Genomic DNA, 23,542 nt, shown 5'->3' with positions numbered 1-23,542 from the left:
GAACCCGCCTCGCCGCTGGAACGTAGTCCCCAATCTATTTTCCAGTCGGTGAGGGCCTCCAAGCGACTGGAACGTATCCAAAAATCTACTTTCCAGTCGCTGGCAACCCCTTACCGACTGGAAGGTATCCCAAAATCTACTTTCCAGTCGCTGGCGCCCCTCACCGACTGGAACGTATTCCCAAATATATTTTCCAGTCGGTGGGGATGCAGCCGACTGGAATGTGGCCGAAAATCTACGTTTCAGTCGGTGAGACGTCGTGAGCGACTGGAACGTATTTTTCTTGGCATGGTTCAGTCGCTGGGGACGTAGGTGACTGGAGTGTGGCAAGAAATCTATTTTCCAGTCGGTGACAGTTGGTCGGCGACTGAAATGTATTGCACGATCTATTTTCCGGTCGGGGGCGGGGCGTGAGCGACTGGAATGTGGAGGGGGGTAGGTGGAGGGGGGTGTAAGCGGGGGTGGGAGGAGCGTCTTGGGAAAATGTTCGGTATTTGAGACGTAACGTGGGGGTTTATGCGACAGTGCTTAATATCTCGTCCAACAGTTGCGACTTTCCCAAGAATCGAGATGATCCCCCATGGCGACGAATGTTCGCGATACCGACGTGCGGCCGGGCCCCAACAGGTACGTTTCCGAAGCCGGAGTAGCCAAGCATGTTCAAGATTACGTAAGCGACTACAGGAATCCGGTGATCCTGACCGGCGTCAAGTCGGCGCAGGCGTACCTTGACTATGGCGGCGAGTTCTTCGCGCCGGTGCTGCGCTACGACGGCACGTCCAGCGAACGCAACGCCCGCGAACTGGCCGAACAGGTCAAGGAAATGGGAGCCGACGCGGTCATCGCCATCGGCGCCGGCAAGCTCGGCGACACCGCGAAGAACGTCGCCGCGTTCCTGGACATCGACTTGGTCATCGTGCCGACGCTGTCGTGCGCCTGCGCGCCGTACTCGGCCTGCTCGGTGAACTATACCGACGACCATGCGTTCGTCGGCGCGCCGATGCACCCGCGCAACAGCACGCTGCTGCTCGTCGACCCGGCGCTGATCGCCCGCGCCCCGGTCGAGAAAATGGTCGGCGGCATCGGCGACACGCTCGCCAAGTATTACGAAAGCGCGCCGGTGTTCGCGCTCGCCGGGGAACTGACGGCGTTCGACCAGATGTCGATGCGCGGCGCGGAACTCGTTCGCGACAATCTGCTTGCCGAAAGCGAGCCGGCGCTGGCCGACCTCAAGGCCGGGCGCTACGACAGCAAACACGTCAAGATGCTGATCGACACGATCATCGGCCTCGCCGGAACCGTCGGCGGCTTCGGCGGCGTGCGGGCGCGCGAGTCCGGAGCCCACGCCGTGCACAACGCGCTGACGCATCTGAAGGGTTCGGACGCGACGATGCACGGCGAAAAGGTGGCGTACGGCGTGCTCGTGCAGCTCGTGTGCGAAGGCAAGCGCGACGAAGCCGAGCGGCTGCTGCCGTTCTTCGACGCGGTCGGGCTGCCGCATTCGTTCAAGCAGATGGGTCTGGAGTTCTCCGATGAGAACGTTCGCAAGGTTGCGGAACTCGTAGCCGACCCCTCCACGTTCTTCCATATGGCGGTTCCCGACGTCACCGTCGAGATGCTCGTCGACGCGATGCATGAAGTGGAGGCGTTCCCACAGCTTGCCGCGTAAGGCACGCTGATGACACCAACGCTTCCATAGGGTTTTCGAAAGCCGCCCCGGAAATCTCGTTTATATATACGTATATATAGCCAAGATTTCCGGGGCGGCTTTTGTCGTTTGCAAACGGAAGCGGAACGCTAGGCGTCGACGCCGACGGCTTGGGAAACGCTCGTGAAACCGTCGCGGCGCAGCAGTTCGGCGAGGCCGCGCTTGAGGACGGTAATCGTTTGCGGGCCGCGGTACATCAGGGCGGAAACGAACATGACCAGCGACGAACCGGCGCGGATCTTGGCGTAGGCCTGCTCGGGCGTGAAGACGCCGCCAATGCCGGCGATGGCGAACCGGTCGCCGTACTCCTGGTAGACGCGGCGGATGACGTCGGTGCTTGCGACGGTGCACGGGCCGCCGGACAGGCCGCCGAGCCAGTCCTTCGGAATCTCCATGCCGGTGCGGTCCTTCTGCAGGTTCGCAATGCTCAGGCCCTGCACGTTATGGTCGGCGAGCACGTCGATGAGCTCCTTAAACTCGCCCCAGCTCTTGTTCAGCGGCATCTTGACGAGCACCGGCTGCGGACGGTCGATCTTGTCCAGCTCGGTGAACAGCTTGTCGAGCGCTTCCGGGCTTTCGTTGAACGGCTCGCCGACCGTGGTGTTCGGGCAGGAAATGTTCACTTCGATCATCGCGGAACGGCCGGCGGCGCGGCGCATCGAGATGCAGTAGTCCTCGATGCCTTCGTCGAGGCCGCCGACGAGCGAATCGTTCGTGCGGGCGATCGAAACCGACATCTGCATGTACTTCGAGGCTTTCCAGGCGTCCTCGACGCGTTCGATGACGACGTCGGAACCGTCGTTGGCCAAGCCGACGTGCACCATCATCGAGTCGTATTCAGGCAGGCGGTGGAACCACGGGCGCGGGTTGCCGGCGCACGGGCGAGCCGTCGTCGAGCCGACCGTTTCGAAGCCGAAGCCGATATGGTCGAGCAGCACCGGCATGTCGCAGCTCTTGTCGAGGCCGGCGGACAGGCCGAACGGGTTCGTGAAGTTCAGACCCATGACGTTCGTTTCCAGAATGGGGTCGGAGTAGTCGAGGAACGCGCGCAACGCCCACATCAGCGGGGGGATGCGGCGCGTGACCTTGCAGAATTCGATCATCTGGTCGTGGGCGATGTCGGGCGTGTGGTTGAACACGAAATACGGCTTGACCACATGCTTGTAGGCGAACGTGAACAGGTCCGTGGACGCCTTGTTGATGGAATCGCGCAGGAAATTCTCGGAAACGTAGTTCATAGTAGCTATTCTGCCATGCTTTGGCCGTCGGCGCTCGTTTTCTTTCGGATTGTGCGGGAGGCTGGGCGCGCGGCGGCCGCATGCCGGACGAAGGCGGCCTGGCGCGGGAGTGCCTCCAGCTTGCCCTTTTCAGGGATGCCGGAGCCGACGGACGGGAGGACGGGATGGCGGACGGAGCGCCGGATTCGCCATTCCTCGGCCACGCTGGAGGAAAAAGAATGGCGGAAACGTGGCAAAAGAATATGGTACGTGAGAAAGTAAGTACAGAAAACGGGTGGCGGGAAGCCGGTCGGCAGGGAATCGGCCGGTTACGGTCTGCCGGTCCGGGCGGCTTCCTGCCGGTGGAACGGCAATGGCCTGGCTGCGGCTGGGCGGTGCGGCGCTTCCGGCGAACTGGCCAGCCAAACCGGTTCCCGGGGAACCCGAAGGCGACGGAAACGAGGGGCGAATGAAGACGCGGGTGTGCGTGGTGATGCCGACATACAACGAGCGCGAGAATCTCGAGCCGACGCTCGGCGACCTGTTCGCGCGCAATCCGGGCGTGGACGTGCTGATCGTCGACGACAACTCGCCGGACGGCACCGGCGAACTCGCGGACGTCATTTCGTCGGTGACGTGCGCGGCGCCGTCCGTCGGCGTCGTGGAGCCGCGGGCGGTGCCGGAGGGCGACGATAGCGTTGCCCGCAACGGCTGGAAGGTGGCGCGGCGTTCGGAGAAGACGTCCGACGCGTCGGTGCCCACCGCGGACCTGGCGATCGCCAACCGGCTCAACTCGTGCACGAACGGCTCGCAGCTGCATGTGCTGCACCGCGCCGGCAAGCTCGGCCTCGGCTCGGCGTACGTGGACGGCTTCAACTGGGCGCTCGAGCGCGGCTACGGGCTGATCTGCGAAATGGACATGGACGGCTCGCACCGGCCGGAGGACCTCGCGCGGCTGCTGGAATACATGGACGCGCACGACGACGTCGACCTCGTGCTCGGTTCGCGGCGCGTGGCCGGCGGCACCACCGAAGACTGGCCGTGGTACCGCGACTTCATTTCGCGCGCCGGCTCGGCGTACGCGCGCTTCATGCTCGGCCTCAAGGTGCGCGACATGACCAGCGGCTTCCGCGTCTACCGCGCGCCGATGCTGCAGCGCGTGGCGCTCGACACCATCGAGGACAACGGCTACGTGTTCCAGATCGACATGACCCGCCGCGTGGTCGTCGCCGGCGGCCGCGTCGCCGAAGTGCCGATCGTGTTCCCCGAGCGCGTGCGCGGCGCCTCCAAAATGGACAGCGGCATCGTGCGCGAGGCGATGACCCGCGTCACCCGCTGGGGCTTCGCCCGCATTTTCTCCCGCAAGTAGGGCTATCGTCTAAATAGAGCCGTCGTCCGCGGTGCCGGTTCGCGCTGTCCTGCCCGGAGCGTTTAAAAGAGATTCTTTTTTTGAAAAGAGCTTTCCCGATTAGTCGTGCTTACGACATGCTGGCCGATGCCATGTTTTAAGCCTCGACCGCCAGCCATCATCGATAGTCCGGCAGCGCAACAGTATGACGGTGTGACAGAATGACAGAACAGCAGAACAGCAGAACAGCAGAAAAGCAGAAAAGCAGAAAAGCGGAAAAGCGGAAAAGCAGAACGACAGTTCGACAGTTCGACAGTTCGACAGTTCGACAGAATGACAGCGCGGAACACAATGGAACGGCGCAAGAGAACAATGAAAGGGACGTGCGATGACTTCGTACACGATGCATCTGGCAGATGCGACGCTGCTTGAATTCGATGCCGCATACAGCGAGGGCATCGAAGCGTCCCTGAAGGTCTCCATTACGTGGGCCGATGACTCCCAGCTGACCCGTTTGCCGTTTCCCCTGGCGCCTGAACCGACGGATGCCGCTCTCGCTTCGTGGATTGAGCGGCGTACCATCCCAAAGAACAGGCAATTCGCCCAGCAGCTGCTCTACCAGGCCGGCCTGAACGAGAACGACATTCTCGGCATCATCAATCTGTGCAAGGCGCTGTCCGTCAATGACGCGTTCTGGGTGGAGCGGCAAGGCGAGGGCCTCTCGTTCGATGACATCAACCTGTTCGACAATCCGCTTGATGAAACGCTTGCCATCGTAGCCTATACGGGCTATACGTCCAGTGAGAAGCACAACATCGGCCTGTCCAGCGAATGGACGACGGATGGACAGTTTCCCAAGGCCTGGCGGCACACGGACCGCGGGCTGGAATTATGGAAAGGCGGCACCGACGGGGCCGTCAACCTTGGCAAGGAGCCCTACAGCGAATTCATGGCATCGCAGCTTGCCCGGAAAATCGGCGTCAACGCCGTCGATTACCGGCTTGAGCGGTGGAAGGGGAAGCTCGCGTCCGTCTGCCCGCTGATGAACAGCAAGAACGTCTCCTTCGTTCCCTTCTATGCGGCGACCGGCAAGGCATCGTTTCCCGTCATGCTCGCCGCGGCGCGCGCCATCAGTGACGAGGAATGCCAGTTCATGCGCACCATGTTCGTGTTCGACGCGCTGATCGCCAACCGCGACCGGCATGCCAACAACCACGGATTCCTGAGGGACAACGCTACCGGCCGCCTGCTTGGCCCGGCGCCATTGTTCGACCACAATATGAGCCTGTTTGCCCGCGACATGAAGGAGGACTGGGAATCCGGCAAGTGGAATCCGGATATTCTGGACGGCCTGTCGCCCGCGAACTACAGGGGGTCCTATACCCGCCAGCTTTCCTACGTCATGGGCCCGCAGCAGCACGACATGCTCCGCAAGGCCCTGGACGTGCATATCGACGAGGACTCCGCGTATCCGATGGAGCCGGGGCGCAACGACGCCATCAACCGGTACATCCATGACGCGGCCCGCAAACTCCTGTCGATTCCCGTCGTCGACGAGGACGAGCTGAACAAGACCCTCGACACCGTCGCCGAGGAAGCGCTCGCCGACAATCCCGCCGTCGCCAACGAAGCGAAGCTCCGCCAGCAGGAAGCATAACGGTTTCTGTTGCCAGGCCTCCGGCTGGCAGTGCGAAAAGACACGCCGAGGTTGCGTCGTCGCGTTCGAAACTTAACATAATAGGTAACAGAAAATAACATTCGTCCACAAAAACGAACGAATGGATGAAGCCTTTTGTTTAAGATTGCCCGCGGTTCCAGCGGAACCGCTTACGGCGGGCGCACCGAAGCGCCGGAAAGGGAGAGCAAGATGACCAGCCAGGATACGCAGCCGCAGCTTGGTTCCTACGAACCGGGGGAGTATGCGCGCGAGAACATCCGCATCACGCCGACGACGCTGGACGACGGCCGCGACTTCTTCTACCTCGACGACACCGCCGAGTACGTTTCCGGCGCCAAGACCCGCGAACTGCACGATCCGCGCAATCTTGGATACCGCTTCGCGCCGCATCTGGACGCCGACGGCCTGGAAGTGAAGTACGCGGCCCCGCAGATGCGCCGCGACCCCCTGACCGGCGACTGGATCCCGATGGCGACGGCCCGCATGAACCGCCCGATCACCGCCGGCCCCGGCGCGACGGCGAAGGGCAACCCGCTCGCCGCGCGCAAGCCCGGCGACCCCTACCAGGACGGCGAGGTGCCGGACAGCGACTACGACGTCGTCGTGTTCGAAAACCGCTTCCCGTCGATGGTGCAGGTTCCCGGCGAACCGATCGACGAAACCACCTACGTCGACGGCAACCCGCTGTGGCTGCAGCGGCCCGCTGCCGGCCGCTGCGAGGTGATCTGCTTCGATCCGAACGAAGACGGCCTGCCGGCGGACCTTCCGGTGCGCCGCCTGCGTACGGTGGTCGAGGCGTGGGCGTTCCGCACCGCCGAAATCTCGGCCATTCCCGGCATCGAGCAGGTGTTCCCGTTCGAGAACCACGGCGCGGAAATCGGCGTGTCGCTGGCGCATCCGCACGGCCAGATCTATGCGTATCCGTTCATCGCGCCGAAGCTGGAAACGGAACTCAAGCACACCGAAGCGTACCACGAACGCACCGGCGGCAATCTGCTGCGCGACATCCTCGCCGGCGAAATCGAGGCGCGCGAACGCGTCGTGATGCGCAACCATAGCTGGGTTGCGTACGTGCCGGCGGCGGCCCGCTGGCCGCTGGAAGTGCACGTGCAGCCGGTGCGCGACGGCATCCTGACGCTCGACCAGCTCGACGACCAGGAACGCTGGGACCTTGCGGAAATGTACTCGGCGCTGCTCAAGCGCGGCAACGCGTTCTTCGACAAGGGCGACGGCAAGGGCATGGACCTTCCGTACATCGCCGCATGGCACCAGGCGCCGGTGCACGATCCGCGCCGCGAGAACTACCGGCTGAACCTCCAGTTCTTCTCGTTCCGCCGCGCCGCGAACAAGATCAAGTACCTCGCCGGTTCGGAAAGTGGCATGGCTGCGTGGGTTTCCGACACGACGCCGGAACTGATCGCCGCCCGCTTCCACGAGCTTGGGCCGGTCGACATCGCGTAGCGGCGGCCCGCGCGGCGCTCGCGGCGTAGAGTGAGTGACAGCAAGCAACGGCAAACGCGACGAAGCGAAAAGCGACGAAGCAACGCAAGAACAACGCAAAAGCAACCTGCAAGAAGCTGCAAGGAGATGACGATGTCTCAGGTGGAATTCATTGAACCGATGACCGATGCGCAGGGCGCCGAAAAGGCGACGGCGCTGTTCGCCGCGACGTTCGGCGAGGAGCCGATGGGGGTGTGGGCGGCGCCGGGCCGCGTGAATCTCATCGGCGAGCATACCGACTACAACGCGGGGCTGTGCCTGCCGATCGCGCTGCCGCACCGCACGTACATCGCGCTGCGGCCGCGTTCCGACACGAAGGTGCGGCTCGTCAGCGACGTCAAGCCGCAGGACGTCGAGGAACTCGACCTGGCGGGGCTCGCCGCCGGCGACGTCGACGGCTGGGCGGCGTATCCGGCCGGCGTCGCGTGGGCGATGCGCGAGATGGGCTTCGACGAGGTGCGCGGATTCGACGCCGCGTTCTCGTCCTGCGTGCCGCTGGGCTCCGGCCTGAGCTCGTCGGCGGCGATGACCTGTTCGACGGCGCTCGCGCTCGACGAAGCGTTCGGTCTGGGCTACGGCGGGTCCGACGAGGGGCGCGTCACGCTGATTTCGGCGGCGATCCGCTCGGAAAACGACATGGCCGGCGCTTCCACCGGCGGCATGGACCAGAGCGCTTCGATGCGCTGCGCCTCCGGCTGCGCAATCCGCCTCGACTGCCGCCCGGGGCTGACGGCGATGGAAAGCGTCGAGCAGGAGCCGGTCGATTTCGGCAAGTTCGGCCTGGAGCTGCTCGTGCTCGACACCTGCGCGCCGCACCAGCTCAACGACGGCAAATACGCGCAGCGCCGCGCGATGTGCGAGGATGCGGCGAAGCTGCTCGGCGTGGCGAATCTGCGGGAGATTGCGGACGAGGTCAACGCCTGCGAGAGCGCCGAGGAACGCAGCGAGAAGCTTGCGGCGGTGCTGGAGCAGCTGCCGGACGAGACGATGAAGAAGCGCGTGCGGCACGTCATCGGCGAAATCGGCCGCGTCGACGATTTCGTTGCGGCGTTCGCGGCCGGCGACATCCAGCGCGCCGGCAAGCTGATCAACGCGTCGGGAGATTCGCTGCGCGTCGACTACGAGGTCACCGTTCCGGAACTCGACGTCGCCGTCGCCACCGCACGTTCGATGGGTGCGTACGGCGCCCGCATGACCGGCGGCGGTTTCGGCGGCTCGATCATCGCGATCGTCGACAAGGGCCGCGCCCGCGAGGTCGCGCAGGCCATCGCCGACGAGTTCGAGGCGCAGGGCTTCCGCGCCCCGCGCGCGCTGCCGGCGTACCCGGCGGCCGCGGCGGAACGCGTGCAGTGAAAATTCAAGATTTTTCCCCGGCCAGCATGTGGAAAAGCGTTGCTGGACCGGGGAAAATCTGGTTTAATTAAGACCGTTGGCGCGACGTTGCGACGAAGCAGCGGCGGCCGGCGAAACAGTACGGAATAAAAGAAAAACGGCGTTTGTTAATCCAGTAACTTTGGACGGTAGGAGCGACAAGAGAGGCACTCGCCCGCCACCGGACGAACGGCAAACAGTTGTTCACGATGATGTGAGGAGCGTGGTAACGATGAACGAAATGACGAAGGTCATCGGCGGAGTGGTTGGCGCGGCGGCTGCCGCAGGAGCGGTAACGCTTTCCGGCGTGCTGATCCGCATTCTCGCGATGGCGATGTAGTTTTTTTATTCAAGATTTTTCGATTGCTCCCGGCTTTTCCTGGCCGGGAGCTTTTGTTTTATGCCGTCCGAGCATGCCACCCCCGCTGGCGGGGGTCGCTGAGCCGAGCCGAAGGCGATGGCGAAGCGGGGGGTGGTCGCAAACCGGCGAAGCCGAGTTTGCGCGAATGCGAGGTGGAGGGCGTTAAGCCCTCCGGCGAGCATTCGCATTGTCTGCGAAGCGGCTTGGGCTGACCACCCCCCGCTTCGAGCTGCGCCTTCGGCTTGCTCTCAGCGACCCCCGAACAAGGCCGCAAACGCTTTCGCGTTTGCATATTTCAGCGGCGGGCGCCAGCGGGGGTGGCGTCCTCGTGGGATGGTGTCCTTGGGCAGAATGTCTAAATATGGCGAGTTTCGAGATTTGAATTTGCGTGTTTTTCGTGAAGATGCAAAGATGGTGAATCAATAAAACAAAACCTTGCTGTGGATGGTTAGCTCAAGGGAAGGGGCTTCCGCGGTACGCCCGGAGCGAAGGCGCTTTTGGCTGTGAGAGGTGTGGCAGTCTTGGCGTTGTTTAGAGAATAAGCTCGGGGTCTGGAGGACGCGTGAAGGGCGCGGTACCGTGAAAGTCCGGCTTGCCATCCCGTACACGGGGGAGGTTGGCTCATGGGCGAGCACAACGCGCGGCATTCCGCCGCAAACCGCCGCAATGGCGGAGACCATAAGGCTGCTCCGGCAGGCCGGTCGGCATACGATTCCGTACGCAAGCATGCCTATTCGCACAGGCGTTCCCATGGTGCCAGCCGTGGGAGTGGAGCCGGTGCATTCCTCCGATTCGTGACGGGGGGGGGTAGGCATTCCCGCCGAGTTATCCACCTCACGCCGCACCGCGGGCCGCGCCACGGCGCGACCGACGTGCCGGTGCGGGCCGTGTGGAGCAAAGTCGTTGCGCTTGTCACTACTGCCGTGCTCGTCGTCGGCGTTACCGCTACGCCGCGAGCCTTTGCCGACGAGATTGAGCGCACAAGCAACCTGGCGAATACGCTGACGTCGATTACTGTCAACGGCCAGGACCTGTCCAATGGCGGTTCGTTTACGTTCGTGCCCGGCGAAGCGGTCACAATGGACTTCGCGTTCGCCGAAAGCGCCGACTACCAGTTCGAGAACGGCTCGACGATGGTGTTTGCGTTGCCTGCGGGCTTTATCCCTGTCAATGACGGGACACTTCATGACCTGAAGCTCACCGTTTCCGGCAATACTCTTAATGGAAGCACTTGGCGATTCGTGAGGCAGCCGGACGATTCATACGTCATTGAAGTCAATATCAATGCCAACGACCCGTACTATGATGACTGGGATTTGTCCAACGAAGCCCAGTTCCACATTAGGTGGTCATTCGACCTGTCCGACGATAAGGCGTCGATTGTCATGCCCGGCGGCAAAACCGTTGAATTCGTGCCGGTCGACCACGACCTGAACGGTTCGAAGAACGCCAGTTTCAACGCCGAGACCGGCCGCATCACCTACACCGTCACCGTCACCAGTTCGAATGCGAACGAGAACATCAAAATCCACGACGTCATGAACTTCGACAGCAGCCTGCTCACCTTTGACCAGAGCTCGCTGCAGGTGAGCACGCCGAGCAACTCGAGGGCGAACTGCTCGACAACGTCGTCGACAATCGACTGCACCGTCGACAAGCTCGCGAACAACGAGTCGGTCACGCTCACCTATGACGCCGTCATCGATCCGGAGAAGTTCATGGAGGCTGTCAGAAAAGCCGGCGACGACTATAACGCCGTGCAGGCCGTACTGAACGCCAATACCAACACGCTCAGTTACGAGGGCAAGGATATCGACCGTGAAGAACTGATTCCGACGCCGCTGCCGAACGTCAACATCGATTCGACCGTCTCGAAGACCGGTTCCGTGACGAGTACGAACGGCACCGTGCAGACAATCACCTGGTCGATGACGGCGAACAGCCAGAAGCAGGTTTCGCTGAAAGGCTCGACCATCACCGACACGCTGACCGACGGCAATTTCTCCGGTACCGGTGTCACCGTCACCGTCGCCGACGGCAACGGGAACGTCGTGCGTACCGACAACCTGACATGGGCGCAAGTCGGCGTCAACGACACGGCGAACGACAAGACGTTCACCTACACCGTCCCGTCCGGCGACGGCAACTACCAGTACGACTTCTCGTACACGACCACGCTGGATACTAACGGCATCATCGGCTCGACGACGGCGACGAACACGGTGACGACGAAATGGGACTATCATGAATCGACGATCACCGTCGACAGTACCGTCGCCTTCCCGGAACCGACGAAGACCGGCACGCTCAGCGACGACAAGTCGACGGTCGACTGGGTCATCACTGCCGATATCCCAGAAGATTATGTAGATGCCGTTACGATCACTGAGAATTTGCCGAATATCTGGCTGAGCAGTACGCAATATTTTGATAGCCTGAGGGGCACCCCTATCGTAAAAATCGGAGATAGGACGCTCAATTACGGTTCCGATTACCTCTATGCGACGGTCGGTTCGAATGGTACGGTTACCGGGTTCGTCATTACGCTGACCGACGGCGGCATTGAAAAAGCCGCTGGGAAGACCGTCACGATTGAAGTGACAACGGACATGAATGAAGACTGGGTCACCCTTGCTTCATCGGAATATGAGCAGAAGCATAAGAACAACGTTTCAGTCGCAGTCACACCGGAGGATGGCGACACCGTTACGAAGACTGCAGATGCTACGGTGACCGTCGATGAGGATACGCCCACGCTGGACGGCGTGCAGAAGACGCTGTCGGACGCGTCCGGCAATACAGTGACGTCGGCATTGCCTGCTGGAACCGCTAGCGACGGCATGCCGATGTGGTACTTCAAGGTGATGGCATCGAATGAAATGCTCGCCGACGGCGATGTGACGCTGACTGACATCATCACCGGCCCCGACGGCACGTCGATTTCATGGAACGACTTTGATCTGGTATTCGAATCTAACGCCGCGTCGAACATCTACATGTTCGATGACGATGGCAGCGTGAGCAAGGGGGTCTACACGTCATGGGATGGCTCCTATAACTCCGGCAAGATCGTCGAGTGCGGCAACGCCGTGTGCGTGACGATTCCCGGAGCCGACGACACAATCTGGTCCAATAGCACATGGGACTACAACAACACGGCATACAAAGGCTTCATCGTCGCTATCAAGGTGAAGAACGAGGATGCTTTGGAAAGGCTCGTGCAGGCCGCTGCCAACTCAGACGACTATACGTTGACGATGACGAACAGCATTGACGGACACCCGCAGGCTACCACTGATTTCGGCTATGAAGTGACGCCGCTAATCAAGACGCTGGCGACGTCCAGCGGGGCGCCCGCATCCGGGACGGAGCCGGCCGATGGGGCGTCGATTACCGACAAGAACGGCAAGACGTATGACACAGTCTGGTACTTCCGCGTGATGGTCAACAAGCACCTCATCCCGGCGGGTGGTAGCACCGTCACCGATTCATTCGACTCGACGTTGTTTAAGGTGCTGACAGTGGATGACTTCAATGATGAATGGAATATGCCGAACAATCTCAAGCAGGCATATTCATTCAGCGGCAGCGGCGACTCGCTGTCCGTGACAGGGCAGAACACATTGACGACATCGCAAATGGCGGACGCAGTGGTTGCCAGCAACGGCGACGTGCGTCTGAACTTCCCGGAATATACCGGAACAAGTGACCGCTACTGGCCGACGGGTGGCGGCGAGTACGTTGGGTATGTGTACGCGTTGGTGCCGATTGATGATGACGCGCTCGCGAGCATCCGCGATCTGGCTTCCGACAACCAGAATTTCGTTGGATCGTTCGGTAACTCGGCCTCGATGTCGACGACGGGCGGCACCGTGACGACGAGCGTGGACTTCACGTTCCAGGAAGTGCCTCTGACGAAAGAGTCCGATATTAGGAACGCAATGCGGCGTGAAATCTGGTATACCCTCGATATCAACCCGAATAAGGTGACGGTTGGGCGTACCGGAAGAATCGATATCTATGATGAAATGACCTCGAATCTGCGGTTCGATCCAACGTCAGTGACGATTGTGGACTATGATACCGGCGACTCGTTGATCGCCCAGTCATCGATTGGCGTTGACGGGACGAATATCCGTTTTACCGTGCCGGACTCCACGCACGTCACGATTCGCTACCTTGCGCGACTGATTGGCGAAAACGAATACGATCCAACCCATATGTCGTTCTCCAACACCGCTTCGATTACCGGCTACGAATCGAGTGATAGCCGACAGGGCGTGGCGGTGACGTCGTCCGAGGAAGGTTCGGCCGAACTCAAGTGGATCAAGCTGCTCAAGTACGAAGCGGGCAACGTGCTCAAGGGATTGTCGAACGCGACATTCGAACTGTACTTGGCTAGCGCGGATGGGAGCCCGACGGGTTCCCCACTTGGCAGCGCTACGACGGGCGATGACGGCGTGCTGGTCATCGGCAACCCGCCGAGCCCTGGCTGCACTGACGAAAACGGTGACGGAACGTTGACGTACGAGGGGCATAACTGTTTGGTGCCCGACTCGCCGCACCTCTTCCGCGACACTGACTATGTCCTTATTGAGACGTCGGCACCAACCGGGTATGTGCTGGATTCGACGCCAATCTTGTTCAATATTCCGTCCGATTTCGGTGATACCGGCGCCAATAAATGGCTGATTGGCGCCACGATGCGGTTCGCCAATGCGAAAGGTTCGTTGGCGGTGCGCAAGGTCGAAACCGGCGCTGGTACGCAGGAAGGGGGTCTTGAAGGCGCGACGATCTGCCTGCGCAAAGCCGATATCAGCGCTACGGACATTGCGAACGCAACGTGCCTGACAACTGCGCCGGACGGTACCGTCGACTTTGAATCGGTGGAAGCCGGCAATTACGTGCTGTGGGAATTCGAAGCTCCCGATGGCTACGTACGCGATACCAACGAATATCCGGTCACCATTGCCGCGCAATATGATGCAGAACGCAACCTGACCGGCTATCAGGGGACGGTGACTGGACTCAAAGCCGATCCGCTGGAGGAGGGTTCGTATCTGTTGGAGAACGACAAGGTGACGCATGGGTTCTCGGTGAAGAAAGTCGATGCTGACAGCGTGACCACGGTGCTGGAAGGCGCGGAATTCTGCCTCAAGTCGACGCCGGACGGCGCGACGGAACAGTGCCTGACGACCGGGTCGGACGGTCTGGCGACGTTCAACAATCTCGAGACGGGAACGTACACGCTCACTGAGAAGACGCCGCCCAGCGGATACAAACTGGGCGACACCACCAGCTGGACGGTTGTTATCAACGGTGCGTTCACGATTGACGGCACCGAGATTACCAAGGAAAACGGCGTCTATACGTTCCCTGTGCACGATCCGAAGGACGATGCCGCGGTGACGCTGCCATCGGCGGGCGGGTTCGACATACCGCTGTGGGTGAAGCTGATGGGGCTTGCTGCCATCGCGTACTCGATTGGGCTGCTCTACAAGGTGAGCGAGAACGTCGCGCCGCCGGCGAGGGCGGTGGCTGCTGGTGGATGCGGTTCGTCCGGTGGCTCGGGTGGCGGCGCTTCCGGCGGCGTTCCGCGGCATAAGGCGCAGCGGATGCGGCATAAGAAGGAGGCTCGGCATAAGGTCGGTTCTCGCGTGATTGCGATGGGGTGACGGATTCCAGCGTGGGTTGCGCTGGGGTGATCAGTTCGGTACCAGCGTTAGGTTGCGCTGGGTGACCACCCCCCGCTTCGCCTCTCGCTTCGCTCGGGCTCAGCGACCCCCGAACAAGGCCGCAAACGCTTTCGCGTTTGCATATTTCAGCGGCGGGCGCTAGCGGGGGTGGCGTCCATGAGGACGCTAGCGGGGGTGAGGAAAGGAAAACTTAACAGGAGCGCCTCGGGTTGGGGCGGATGGGACTCTTGTCTCCTCGCAAGGGGGCCATCCGAATCTTCACCATTTCCCCAACGTTGCAAAGAGGCGGCAAAGGAACGGCTGCGGGACTGGCGGAAAACCTCTGCCGCTGGTTCAATGGCAGTGTTCCTCCAAGAGGCCAGGGCGGCGCCGGCAACGGTAACTCCTCTGCCGCCCGGTCTCTTACCTAGTCTTACCTTGGGTAATGAAGAAGGGACCGGAAACGCCCGTTCCACTGGCCGCCGCGCTAGCGTGCGGCGGCATATGGGGCCGAGTACGGAACGGGGGCGTAGCGCGTTCTCTCCAACCGACGTGCGGCGCCCCTTCCCGCACACAAGGCCGGCGCTGCGAACCCCCAAACTCCGCGCGCCGGCCTCTTTCTTTTCCGTACGAGAAGATTGTGCACGTTGCGGGACTTCGGTTGCGGGGGCGCATAGGGGGGTGTTAGAGTCGGCGGGGAAAATCGTGTTTTGCCAAGCGGGGTGTCCAAACGAAAGCGAGGGGGAGCGCAATGCGCCATGACGACGACAACAAGCCGGCGGATCTGTCGGACTTTGCCGAGATTCCGGCGCAGTCTTCGGACGACGATTCCTACGCCGACCGTCTTGGCGACGGCGGCTACGGCGCCGATTCGTACGGCGCGTCCTACGGCGGCTACGGAGATGATTCGCACAGTGCCTTTTCCGGCAGCTATGGCGACCAGCCGTACGGAACGTCGCAGCCGTCCGACGCTGCGGCACATGGCGGCAGCGGAACGGAACATATCGGACGCAGCGTGTCCAGCGGGAATCTTGATTCGGAAAACGTTCGCAAGAATTCGGGGCCGCGGCACGGCGCCCACGGCAAAAACGCTGCAAACGATGGCAAGCTGCCCCCGCTGCCGGGCGACAATCCCGATGGCTACGATGTTGCCGTAACCGATGCCGCCAGCGAACAGGAAATCGCGAAGAAGCGCAAGAAGCGCGCCGACCGGCGGTTCCTCATCGCCATCATCGCGATGGTGCTGCTGCTGATCGTCGGCGTCGGCCTCATTCTCTATCCGTCGATCGCCGACGCGTGGAACCGCCACGTTTCCTCGAAAGCCGTCGCCACCTACGTCGAGAAGGTGGAGGACATGAGCACCGAGGAACGCGACTCGCAGATCAACGCGGCGAACGAATACAACGCGGCGCTCGTCGGGCGCGGCACGAGCCGGTTCATTCCGACCGAAGCCGAGCACGAACAGTACGAATCGATTCTTGACGTCACCGGAACCGGAATCATGGGCTACGTGACGATTCCGCGCATTTCGGTGCGCGTGCCGATCTACCACGGCACGTCGGATACGGTGCTGCAGATCGCGGCCGGCCATTTGGAAGGGTCGTCGTTCCCCGTCGGCGGCGAGTCGACGCACGCGGCGATCTCGGGGCATACCGGCCTGCCGTCGGCGCTGCTGTTCACCGGGCTTGACCAGCTTGAAAAAGGCGACACGTTCTCGATAACGGTGTTCGACGAAGTGCTCACCTACGAAGTCAGCGAAATCAACGTCGTCGAACCGACCGACGTATCCGACCTCGACATCGTCGAAGGGGAGGACCTCGTGTCGCTGATCACCTGCACGCCGTACGGCGTCAACTCGCACCGCCTCATCGTCACCGGCCACCGCATTCCGACGCCGACGTCCGAGGAAGCGGGCACGATGACCGACCAGGCGCTCGTCAAGGACATCGCGTTCGTCGTCGCGGCGGTCGTGTGCGTCATCATCGCCGTCGTCGCCGTCATCCTGCGGCGGCGCTACCTGGCGCGGCAGGCGCGCGGCGTGCCGTCGAAGAAGGGCGTGCACCACTCTTCGCGGTGAGCCCGGAGCGGGCGGCGGCTTCCGGCGCGGCGTAACGGCTGCGCTGGAAGGTGGGTTCGCAGCAAGCGGGCTGGAAGGCGCGTTCGCAGCGACCATGCTGGAAGGCGGGTTTGAGATTTGGCGCTCCCTCGGGGCGCCTTCTTCCTATACTGGGGAGAACCTGCCGTTGTACTCTTTTTCCAAACATCAGGGAGTCTCATGAACAAGGCCATCATCACCGTTGTCGGTCAGGACACCGTCGGCATCATCGCCCGCGTCTGCACCTACCTTTCGGATCACCGCACCAACGTCCTCGACATCTCCCAGACGATCATCCAGGGATACTTCAACATGATGATGATCGTCGACTATTCCGACGCCGACGTGGCGTTCGAAACCATCGTCGACGAGCTGGAGGCGCTCGGTGAGGAGATCGGCGTGCGCATCCGCTGCCAGCGCGAGGAAATCTTCACGAAGATGCACCGCGTCTGACACCAGCCATGTCCCCGCTGGCGGGGTCACGTCTGGCGGGGTCGCGTAAGGATTTAAGGAAAGAATACGATGCTGAATATCATGGAGGTCCACGAGACCAACCAGATGATCGAGCAGGAAAAGCTCGACGTGCGCACCATCACGATGGGCATTTCGCTCGTCGACTGCGCCGATCAGGACCTGCAGCGCACCTGCCAGAACATCTACGACAAGATCACCCGCTACGCCCGCGACCTCGTGTCCACCGGCGAGGCGATCGAGCGCGACTTCGGCATTCCGATCGTCAACAAGCGCATTACCGTCACGCCGATTTCGCTCGTCGGCGCCAGCTGCTGCAAGACGTCGGAAGATTTCGTGCAGATCGCGCACGCGCTCGACCGCGCGGCGAAGGAAGTCGGCGTCGACCTGATCGGCGGCTACTCCGCTTTGGTGTCCAAGTCGATGACGCCGGCCGAGGAACTGCTCATCCGTTCGCTGCCGCAGGCGCTTTCGGAAACCGACATCGTCTGTTCGTCGGTCAACGTCGGTTCGACGAAGACCGGCATCGACATGAACGCCGTCAATCTGCTCGGCCATATTATTAAGGACATCGCGGCCGCGACCGCCGATATCGACTCGTACGGCTGCGTCAAGTTCGTTGCGTTCTGCAACGCGCCCGACGACAATCCGTTCATGGCCGGCGGCTTCCACGGCGTCACCGAAGGCGACGCGGTCATCAACGTCGGCGTTTCCGGCCCCGGCGTGGTGTCGTCCGCTCTGGACGCGGCCCGCGGCAAGGATTTCGAGTTCCTGTGCGAAACGATCAAGCGTACGGCGTTCAAGATTACGCGCGTTGGCCAGCTGGTTGCGCAGGAAGCGTCCGCTCGCCTCGGCGTACCGTTCGGCATCATCGATCTGTCGCTCGCGCCGACGCCGGCGGTGGGCGATTCGGTTGGTGAAGTGCTGGAGAAGATCGGCTTGGAGCAGGTCGGCTGCCCCGGCACGACCGCCGCGCTGGCGATGCTCAACGACCAGGTGAAGAAGGGCGGCATCATGGCGTCCTCGTACGTCGGCGGCCTGTCCGGCGCGTTCATTCCGGTCTCCGAGGACAAGAACATGATCGAAGCGGCTGCCGATGGCTGCCTGACGATCGCCAAGCTCGAGGCGATGACCTGCGTGTGCTCGGTGGGCCTCGACATGATCGCGATTCCGGGCGACACCACCGCGGCGACGATTTCCGGCCTGATTGCGGATGAAGCCGCCATCGGCATGGTCAACCAGAAGACCACCGCCGTGCGCATCATTCCGGTCGTCGGCAAGGGCGTTGGCGACATGGCGAACTTCGGCGGCCTGATGGGCTACGCGCCGATCATGCCGGTCAACACGTACTCCTGCGAGGAGTTCGTATCCCGCAAGGGCCGCATCCCCGCCCCGATCCACAGCTTCAAGAACTAACCGGTTCCCTGCTGGCCTCCGCTTTCGGGCGGAGGCCAGCCGGCGTTTAATCTGGGTTTTGCAATGGCGACGAAACCGGCGACTCGTTCGGGTCGGTCGGTATGATGTTCGCGAACGTGATGGAAGGCGGGAATGTGAGCGCAGAACAGAATCCGGAAAACCAGGTCGAGCGGATGTTCGAGTACGGGTACCGCAAGTCGAATTACGGGCCCGATGAGCTCGTCACCGACGCGCACGGCAACCCGATTTCCGTCGTCGACGCGATGATGAAGCCGGAAGACGCCGCCAAAATGGAAACGTCGACGCCGCACCTGTGCTACTACTCGCCGCGCATTCCCGGCAACACCGGTTCCGCCATCCGCCTGTGTGCGGTGACCGGAACGATCCTGCACCTCGTCGAGCCGCTCGGGTTCAATCTCAAGGATACGAAGCTGCGCCGCGCCGGACTGGACTACCATGACATGGCGCACGTCGTGCTGCACCCGAATTTCGAAAGCCTCGTCGAGTCGATGCCGAATTCGCGCATCATTGCGTTTACGGCGCATGCGACCAAGCTGTATACCGAAGTCGAATACAAGCCGACCGACATCCTGCTGTTCGGCCCGGAGCCGGGCAACATTCCCGATCCGGTCGACATCATGTTCGGACCGCACGTTGCCGAACAGGTCCGCCTGCCGATGCGGCCCAGCCTGCGCTCGCTGAACCTGACGAACACCGCTTCGATTGCGATTTACGAAGCGTGGCGCCAGCTTGGTTTCGCTGGCGGGGAGTGAGTCCCCTTTGATGTTTTCCCGGTAATCGCTTTGCCTCCGGGCCGATTGATTATCTCCGAATCGAGCTCCCAATGAAACGGACGCTGACCGCCGTTTGCCTTTGGCTGATTGATTACCTCCGAATCTGGCTTTAATGCCCCGGATTCGTGCATTCCGGGATGGTTGCTTGCGGAAGCGTCCAAGATTTTTTTGAGGGTCGGGAATGTAGGACACGGAAATGGCTTGATTCCGCCATTTCCGTGTCCTACATTTCGATTGGGGGAAATTTTGTAGGGCGGTCCGGATAATTGTCCGTGGTATGTTGCCTTGAGTTGTACTTAAGCGATTAAGGTGATAGCTTCGAAAATACGCGAAGGATTGTGATGCGCCTACCATCTGCATCGGTCCGGAAGGACCGGTAGCGCACTGTGGAAAAACGCCAATGTCGGCGGTTTTCCACTCCTTCGCGAACCCATCGAGGGTAAGAGAGTTGCCAGCCTGAACTCAAGGAGGATGAAGGGCACGATGACATCAATACTGAAGCGGTTCACTTCTCCGGAGCCGCCAAACCCCACGGAAAGCTCCCCAAATCTAGCGGTTAATTCGGCAGCCAGGGGGCTCGGCAAGCGCCTGGCGATTGGCGCGGTTGCTGCGGCTACGATAGTCGGCATGACGATGCCAGCAGCTTTCGCGGCGCAGACCGCCTCGGCCACTGAGGCTTCCGTTTCGGCACCCAGCGCCGCCGATCCAGCCGCCACCGCCGAAACCCAGGCGCTCTTCGCCAAGCTCCAGCAAACGCAGGCCGGCGAGCTGCGCTTCGGCCAGCAGCACGCCATCGACGAAGCGATTAGCGACACCGCCACGCAAGGCGACGTTTATGAAATGACCGGGCAATACCCGGCCGTGTTCGGCTGGGATGTCGGCCTGGCGCTGACGGGCGATGAGAAGCCGGGCGTCTCCGGCAATACGGCAGCTGAAAATGCGAAGCTGCTGGCCGACCAGATCGTCGAAGCGGACAAGGACGGCGCCATCGTCACCCTGTCTGCGCACTGGAACAACCCGGCTACCGGCGGCAACTACAGCGACACCACCACGGTCGTCGCCGATCTGCTGCCCGGCGGCGCCTACTCGGGCACGTTCAACGCCATGCTGGACGGCATTGCCGCGGTAGCCGACCAGTCGGTACGTGAAGACGGCACGCAGATCCCGATCATCTTCCGCCCGCTGCACGAGAACAACGGCAGCTGGTTCTGGTGGGGCGCCACGCATGCCAGCGATGCGGAATACATCGAGCTGTACCGGTACATCGTCGACTATCTGCGCGACGTCAAGGGCGTGCACAACCTGATGTATGCGTATTCTCCCGGCGGCACGTTCAACGGCGCTCCGGCCGACTACCTCGCCACCTATCCTGGCGACGATTTCGTGGACGTCCTCGGCTACGACGAATACGACACCGACAATTCGGCGGATAATTCGGATGGCTGGATCAACACCGTCGTCACCGACCTGTCGATGATTTCGGACCTGGCCGACGAGCATGGCAAGGCGGTCGCGCTGACCGAGTTCGGACGCAGCGGCGAACGCGCGTTCAACGAATCCGGCACCGGCGACCTCGACACCGCGTTCTTTAGCGAACTGGCCGACGCCATTGCCGAACGCGTGCCGTCCGTCGCCTACATGATGACGTGGGCGAACTTCGGCGGCACCGGCGCGAACTTCCAGGCCTACACGCCCTGGAAGGGCAGCGATGCCGAAGCGGACTTCGTGAAGTTCGCGAACAGCAACGCGAACCTGATGGCCTCGGCGGACAACGTCGACTACTCCACGGGGGCGGCTACTGATGCCGCCGCGCGTACGGCTTCAGTCCGCCTCGTTACGCCGACCAACGGCGGCCGCCTGAGCGACGACAATGCGCGCGACATCGCCGTCGATCCTGAAACCGGCCACCGCATCCTGACGGTCCGGGCGAAGACCGAAAACCTCGCGCCGGAAAATCTCAGCCTCGATGCACCGTCCGTCGCCGTGTCCTATGAACCGGCCGACGGTTCCGACGGGGTGAGCGCCACCATCCCGCTCACCTATGCCTGCAACGGCTACCTGGTTGGCTCGCTGGACCTCGACAAGGCCGGCATTCCGCTGGCTGACGGTGGCAAGCTGGCGCTCGATACCGCCGTCTTCACAACGGCAGGGGAGCGGCTGGGCGACCTCAATGGCACCGTTACCGTCAAGCTCGGCAGCGTGGCGGCCAGCAGCGTCGCCAACGTCGAGGACTTCGACTCGTACGATTCCGACGCGGAACTGCAGGCCGTCTACTCGCCGAACCACAGCACGAAGGCGAACTTCACGCTCGTCTCGTCGCCGTATGACGGGACGCAGGCAGGCAATCTCCATTACGATTTCGACAGCTATCCGGACTACAACGGCTTCCAGCGTTCCTACGCCGCAAAGCAGGATTGGTCGGGCTACTCGGCGCTGCAGATGTACCTGGAGCCGGACGGTTCCGACCACCTGTTCGTCGTGCAGATCAATGCCGGCGGCGTGACGTTCGAAGCGTATCCGGACATTTCCGGCACTGAAGGCGGCCTGGTGACGCTGAGCTTCGGCGATGCCGACGGCAACGGGTCCGATTTCTCCGTTGCGTCGTGGGATACCGGCAACGCCGGCAAGTCCACGTCGCAGAAGCTGCTCAGCCAGGTCGGTTCGTTCGCGCTGTATGTCAACGACAACGGCGGCGACCGGCCTCGTACCGGCAATCTGGTCATCGACGCGGTCTCGCTGACCGGCGAACGCGACGGGTACGTGTCCGATGCCGCTGCCGTTACGCCTGCGGACGCGCCGGTCGTCGTCGACGACTTCAGCGAATACGATTCCACCGCCGACCTTGCGACGGCGTGGGGCAACCGCGGGCATACGTCCGTGCTGTCGCTGGCCGACGGCCCGGCGGCTGACGGCGCCGTGTTCGCCGATGGAAACGCCGATACGCCGGATGCGTCGTTCACGAAGGCGATGGAGTTTTCGTACGATTTCGCCGAGGGCGGCTGGCTTGACATCGCACAGTACCTCGGCGGCGCCGACTGGAGCGGCCAGCAGGCACTGACGATGTGGGTGCGCGGCGACGGTTCCGACAACGCGATGGCGATCCAGATCGGCACGACGACCGGGCGGTACTTCCTGTACCAGCTCAAGCTCGATTTCACCGGCTGGAAGTACGTCGAGGTGCCGCTCGTCGACAATGCCGAGCTGACGCAGTCGTATCCGAATGACGCGAACGAAGGCTCGACGATGACGAACGACGACCTGGAGTCCATCAAGGAGCTCGTATTCGCGAGCAGCCAGTGGAACGAGAACAGCGACGGCATTGATTTCGCGGTGGCCGGCCTTGTGGTCAAGCCGGCGGACGCCGATGCCGGCGATGTTGACGGTTCCGATGCCGATGGTTCCGACGATGCGTCGGATGCTGATGGCGATGACGCGGCTGACGATGCCGCCGGCGACGTTTCGGAAGGCTCCGCGGACGCGAAGCCGTCGACGTACGCCGACATCACGGCCGCTGATCCGGCAAGCTGCCCGATCAACGCTGCAGGCACGCCCGGCTCCGCGGGCACCGTGACCGGCGGTTCGTCGTCTAGCAATCCCAATTCGACTGCTGGCGCTGCTGGCGGGAATGTGACGGATAACGAAACCGATGAGGATGACAATGCCGATGCGACCGGTGCGGCGCAACCGACGAATGTCGGAACGCTGGCCGCTACCGGTTCCGCCGTGGGCCTGCTGGCCGCAGTGGCCCTGGCGTGCGCGGCAATGGGCGTTGGCTTCCTGCTGTGCAGCCGCAAGGAGCGTGGCCGCCAGTAACGCGAGGCATGCCATAGCGGCCAGGTAAACCGCAAAGTATAAGTAGGTCATGTTGGCTTCCGTTCCCCGATGGGGCGGAAGCCGACATGCTTCTT

Annotated in this window: 12 protein-coding genes; 11 read left to right on the top strand and 1 reads right to left on the bottom strand. The window is 62.1% G+C overall.

The genetic code is table 11. The annotated features are described in order from the left end of the window. Positions 1-580: 580 nt before the first annotated feature. Positions 581-1,669, top strand: coding sequence for an iron-containing alcohol dehydrogenase family protein (locus AC1AXT_RS05375; protein WP_476541364.1), 1,089 nt, complete (start codon positions 581-583; stop codon positions 1,667-1,669). 128 nt (positions 1,670-1,797) lie between these two features. On the opposite strand, the gene AC1AXT_RS05370 is transcribed toward AC1AXT_RS05375, so the two are convergent. Further along, positions 1,798-2,946, bottom strand: coding sequence for a quinone-dependent dihydroorotate dehydrogenase (locus AC1AXT_RS05370; protein ID WP_476541362.1), 1,149 nt, complete (start codon positions 2,944-2,946; stop codon positions 1,798-1,800). Positions 2,947-3,394: 448 nt separating this feature from the next. Between AC1AXT_RS05370 and AC1AXT_RS05365 the strand changes: the two genes are divergently transcribed. From AC1AXT_RS05365 to AC1AXT_RS05320, 10 genes are all read left to right on the top strand, one after another. Then, entirely contained in the window at positions 3,395-4,294 is a 900-nt protein-coding gene (locus tag AC1AXT_RS05365; RefSeq protein WP_476541360.1) for a polyprenol monophosphomannose synthase, read from the top strand. 367 nt (positions 4,295-4,661) lie between these two features. Continuing rightward, entirely contained in the window at positions 4,662-5,930 is a 1,269-nt protein-coding gene (locus AC1AXT_RS05360) for a HipA family kinase (RefSeq protein WP_476541358.1), read from the top strand. 210 nt (positions 5,931-6,140) lie between these two features. After that, positions 6,141-7,412: a galactose-1-phosphate uridylyltransferase gene (gene galT, locus AC1AXT_RS05355; RefSeq protein WP_476541356.1), complete on the top strand. Its 1,272-nt coding sequence runs from the start codon at positions 6,141-6,143 to the stop codon at positions 7,410-7,412. A 132-nt stretch (positions 7,413-7,544) separates the two neighbouring features. Then, positions 7,545-8,804, top strand: coding sequence for a galactokinase (gene galK, locus AC1AXT_RS05350; RefSeq protein ID WP_476541354.1), 1,260 nt, complete (start codon positions 7,545-7,547; stop codon positions 8,802-8,804). Positions 8,805-10,055: 1,251 nt separating this feature from the next. After that, positions 10,056-14,858: a SpaA isopeptide-forming pilin-related protein gene (locus tag AC1AXT_RS05345; protein ID WP_476541353.1), complete on the top strand. Its 4,803-nt coding sequence runs from the start codon at positions 10,056-10,058 to the stop codon at positions 14,856-14,858. 751 nt (positions 14,859-15,609) lie between these two features. After that, positions 15,610-16,935: a class C sortase gene (locus tag AC1AXT_RS05340; RefSeq protein WP_476541351.1), complete on the top strand. Its 1,326-nt coding sequence runs from the start codon at positions 15,610-15,612 to the stop codon at positions 16,933-16,935. A gap of 198 nt (positions 16,936-17,133) precedes the next feature. Beyond that, positions 17,134-17,406: an ACT domain-containing protein gene (locus AC1AXT_RS05335; protein ID WP_476541350.1), complete on the top strand. Its 273-nt coding sequence runs from the start codon at positions 17,134-17,136 to the stop codon at positions 17,404-17,406. Positions 17,407-17,475: 69 nt separating this feature from the next. Beyond that, positions 17,476-18,840: a DUF711 family protein gene (locus tag AC1AXT_RS05330; protein ID WP_476541348.1), complete on the top strand. Its 1,365-nt coding sequence runs from the start codon at positions 17,476-17,478 to the stop codon at positions 18,838-18,840. A gap of 104 nt (positions 18,841-18,944) precedes the next feature. Then, the gene (locus tag AC1AXT_RS05325; protein WP_476541422.1) at positions 18,945-19,613 is read left to right on the top strand and encodes a tRNA (cytidine(34)-2'-O)-methyltransferase; all 669 of its coding nucleotides are present in this window, start codon (positions 18,945-18,947) and stop codon (positions 19,611-19,613) included. Between the two features lie 648 nt (positions 19,614-20,261). Then, on the top strand, positions 20,262-23,447 hold the full coding sequence (locus tag AC1AXT_RS05320) for a glycosyl hydrolase (RefSeq protein ID WP_476541346.1): 3,186 nt from the start codon (positions 20,262-20,264) through the stop codon (positions 23,445-23,447). The last annotated feature ends 95 nt before the right edge of the window (positions 23,448-23,542 follow it).

Source organism: Bifidobacterium sp. LH_450 (assembly GCF_056356715.1).
This window is presented reverse-complemented; position numbering and strand designations above follow the sequence as displayed.

What these genes read in the sequence shown, in the direction of transcription:
- AC1AXT_RS05335 (WP_476541350.1), top strand. Translation starts at nt 17,134, where the DNA reads ATGAACAAGGCCATCATCACCGTTGTCGGTCAGGACACCGTCGGCATC.
- AC1AXT_RS05375 (WP_476541364.1), top strand. Translation starts at nt 581, where the DNA reads ATGGCGACGAATGTTCGCGATACCGACGTGCGGCCGGGCCCCAACAGG.
- AC1AXT_RS05330 (WP_476541348.1), top strand. Translation starts at nt 17,476, where the DNA reads ATGCTGAATATCATGGAGGTCCACGAGACCAACCAGATGATCGAGCAG.
- AC1AXT_RS05365 (WP_476541360.1), top strand. Translation starts at nt 3,395, where the DNA reads ATGAAGACGCGGGTGTGCGTGGTGATGCCGACATACAACGAGCGCGAG.
- galT (WP_476541356.1), top strand. Translation starts at nt 6,141, where the DNA reads ATGACCAGCCAGGATACGCAGCCGCAGCTTGGTTCCTACGAACCGGGG.
- AC1AXT_RS05325 (WP_476541422.1), top strand. Translation starts at nt 18,945, where the DNA reads ATGTTCGCGAACGTGATGGAAGGCGGGAATGTGAGCGCAGAACAGAAT.
- galK (WP_476541354.1), top strand. Translation starts at nt 7,545, where the DNA reads ATGTCTCAGGTGGAATTCATTGAACCGATGACCGATGCGCAGGGCGCC.
- AC1AXT_RS05340 (WP_476541351.1), top strand. Translation starts at nt 15,610, where the DNA reads ATGCGCCATGACGACGACAACAAGCCGGCGGATCTGTCGGACTTTGCC.
- AC1AXT_RS05320 (WP_476541346.1), top strand. Translation starts at nt 20,262, where the DNA reads ATGACGATGCCAGCAGCTTTCGCGGCGCAGACCGCCTCGGCCACTGAG.
- AC1AXT_RS05370 (WP_476541362.1), bottom strand. Translation starts at nt 2,946, where the DNA reads ATGAACTACGTTTCCGAGAATTTCCTGCGCGATTCCATCAACAAGGCG.
- AC1AXT_RS05360 (WP_476541358.1), top strand. Translation starts at nt 4,662, where the DNA reads ATGACTTCGTACACGATGCATCTGGCAGATGCGACGCTGCTTGAATTC.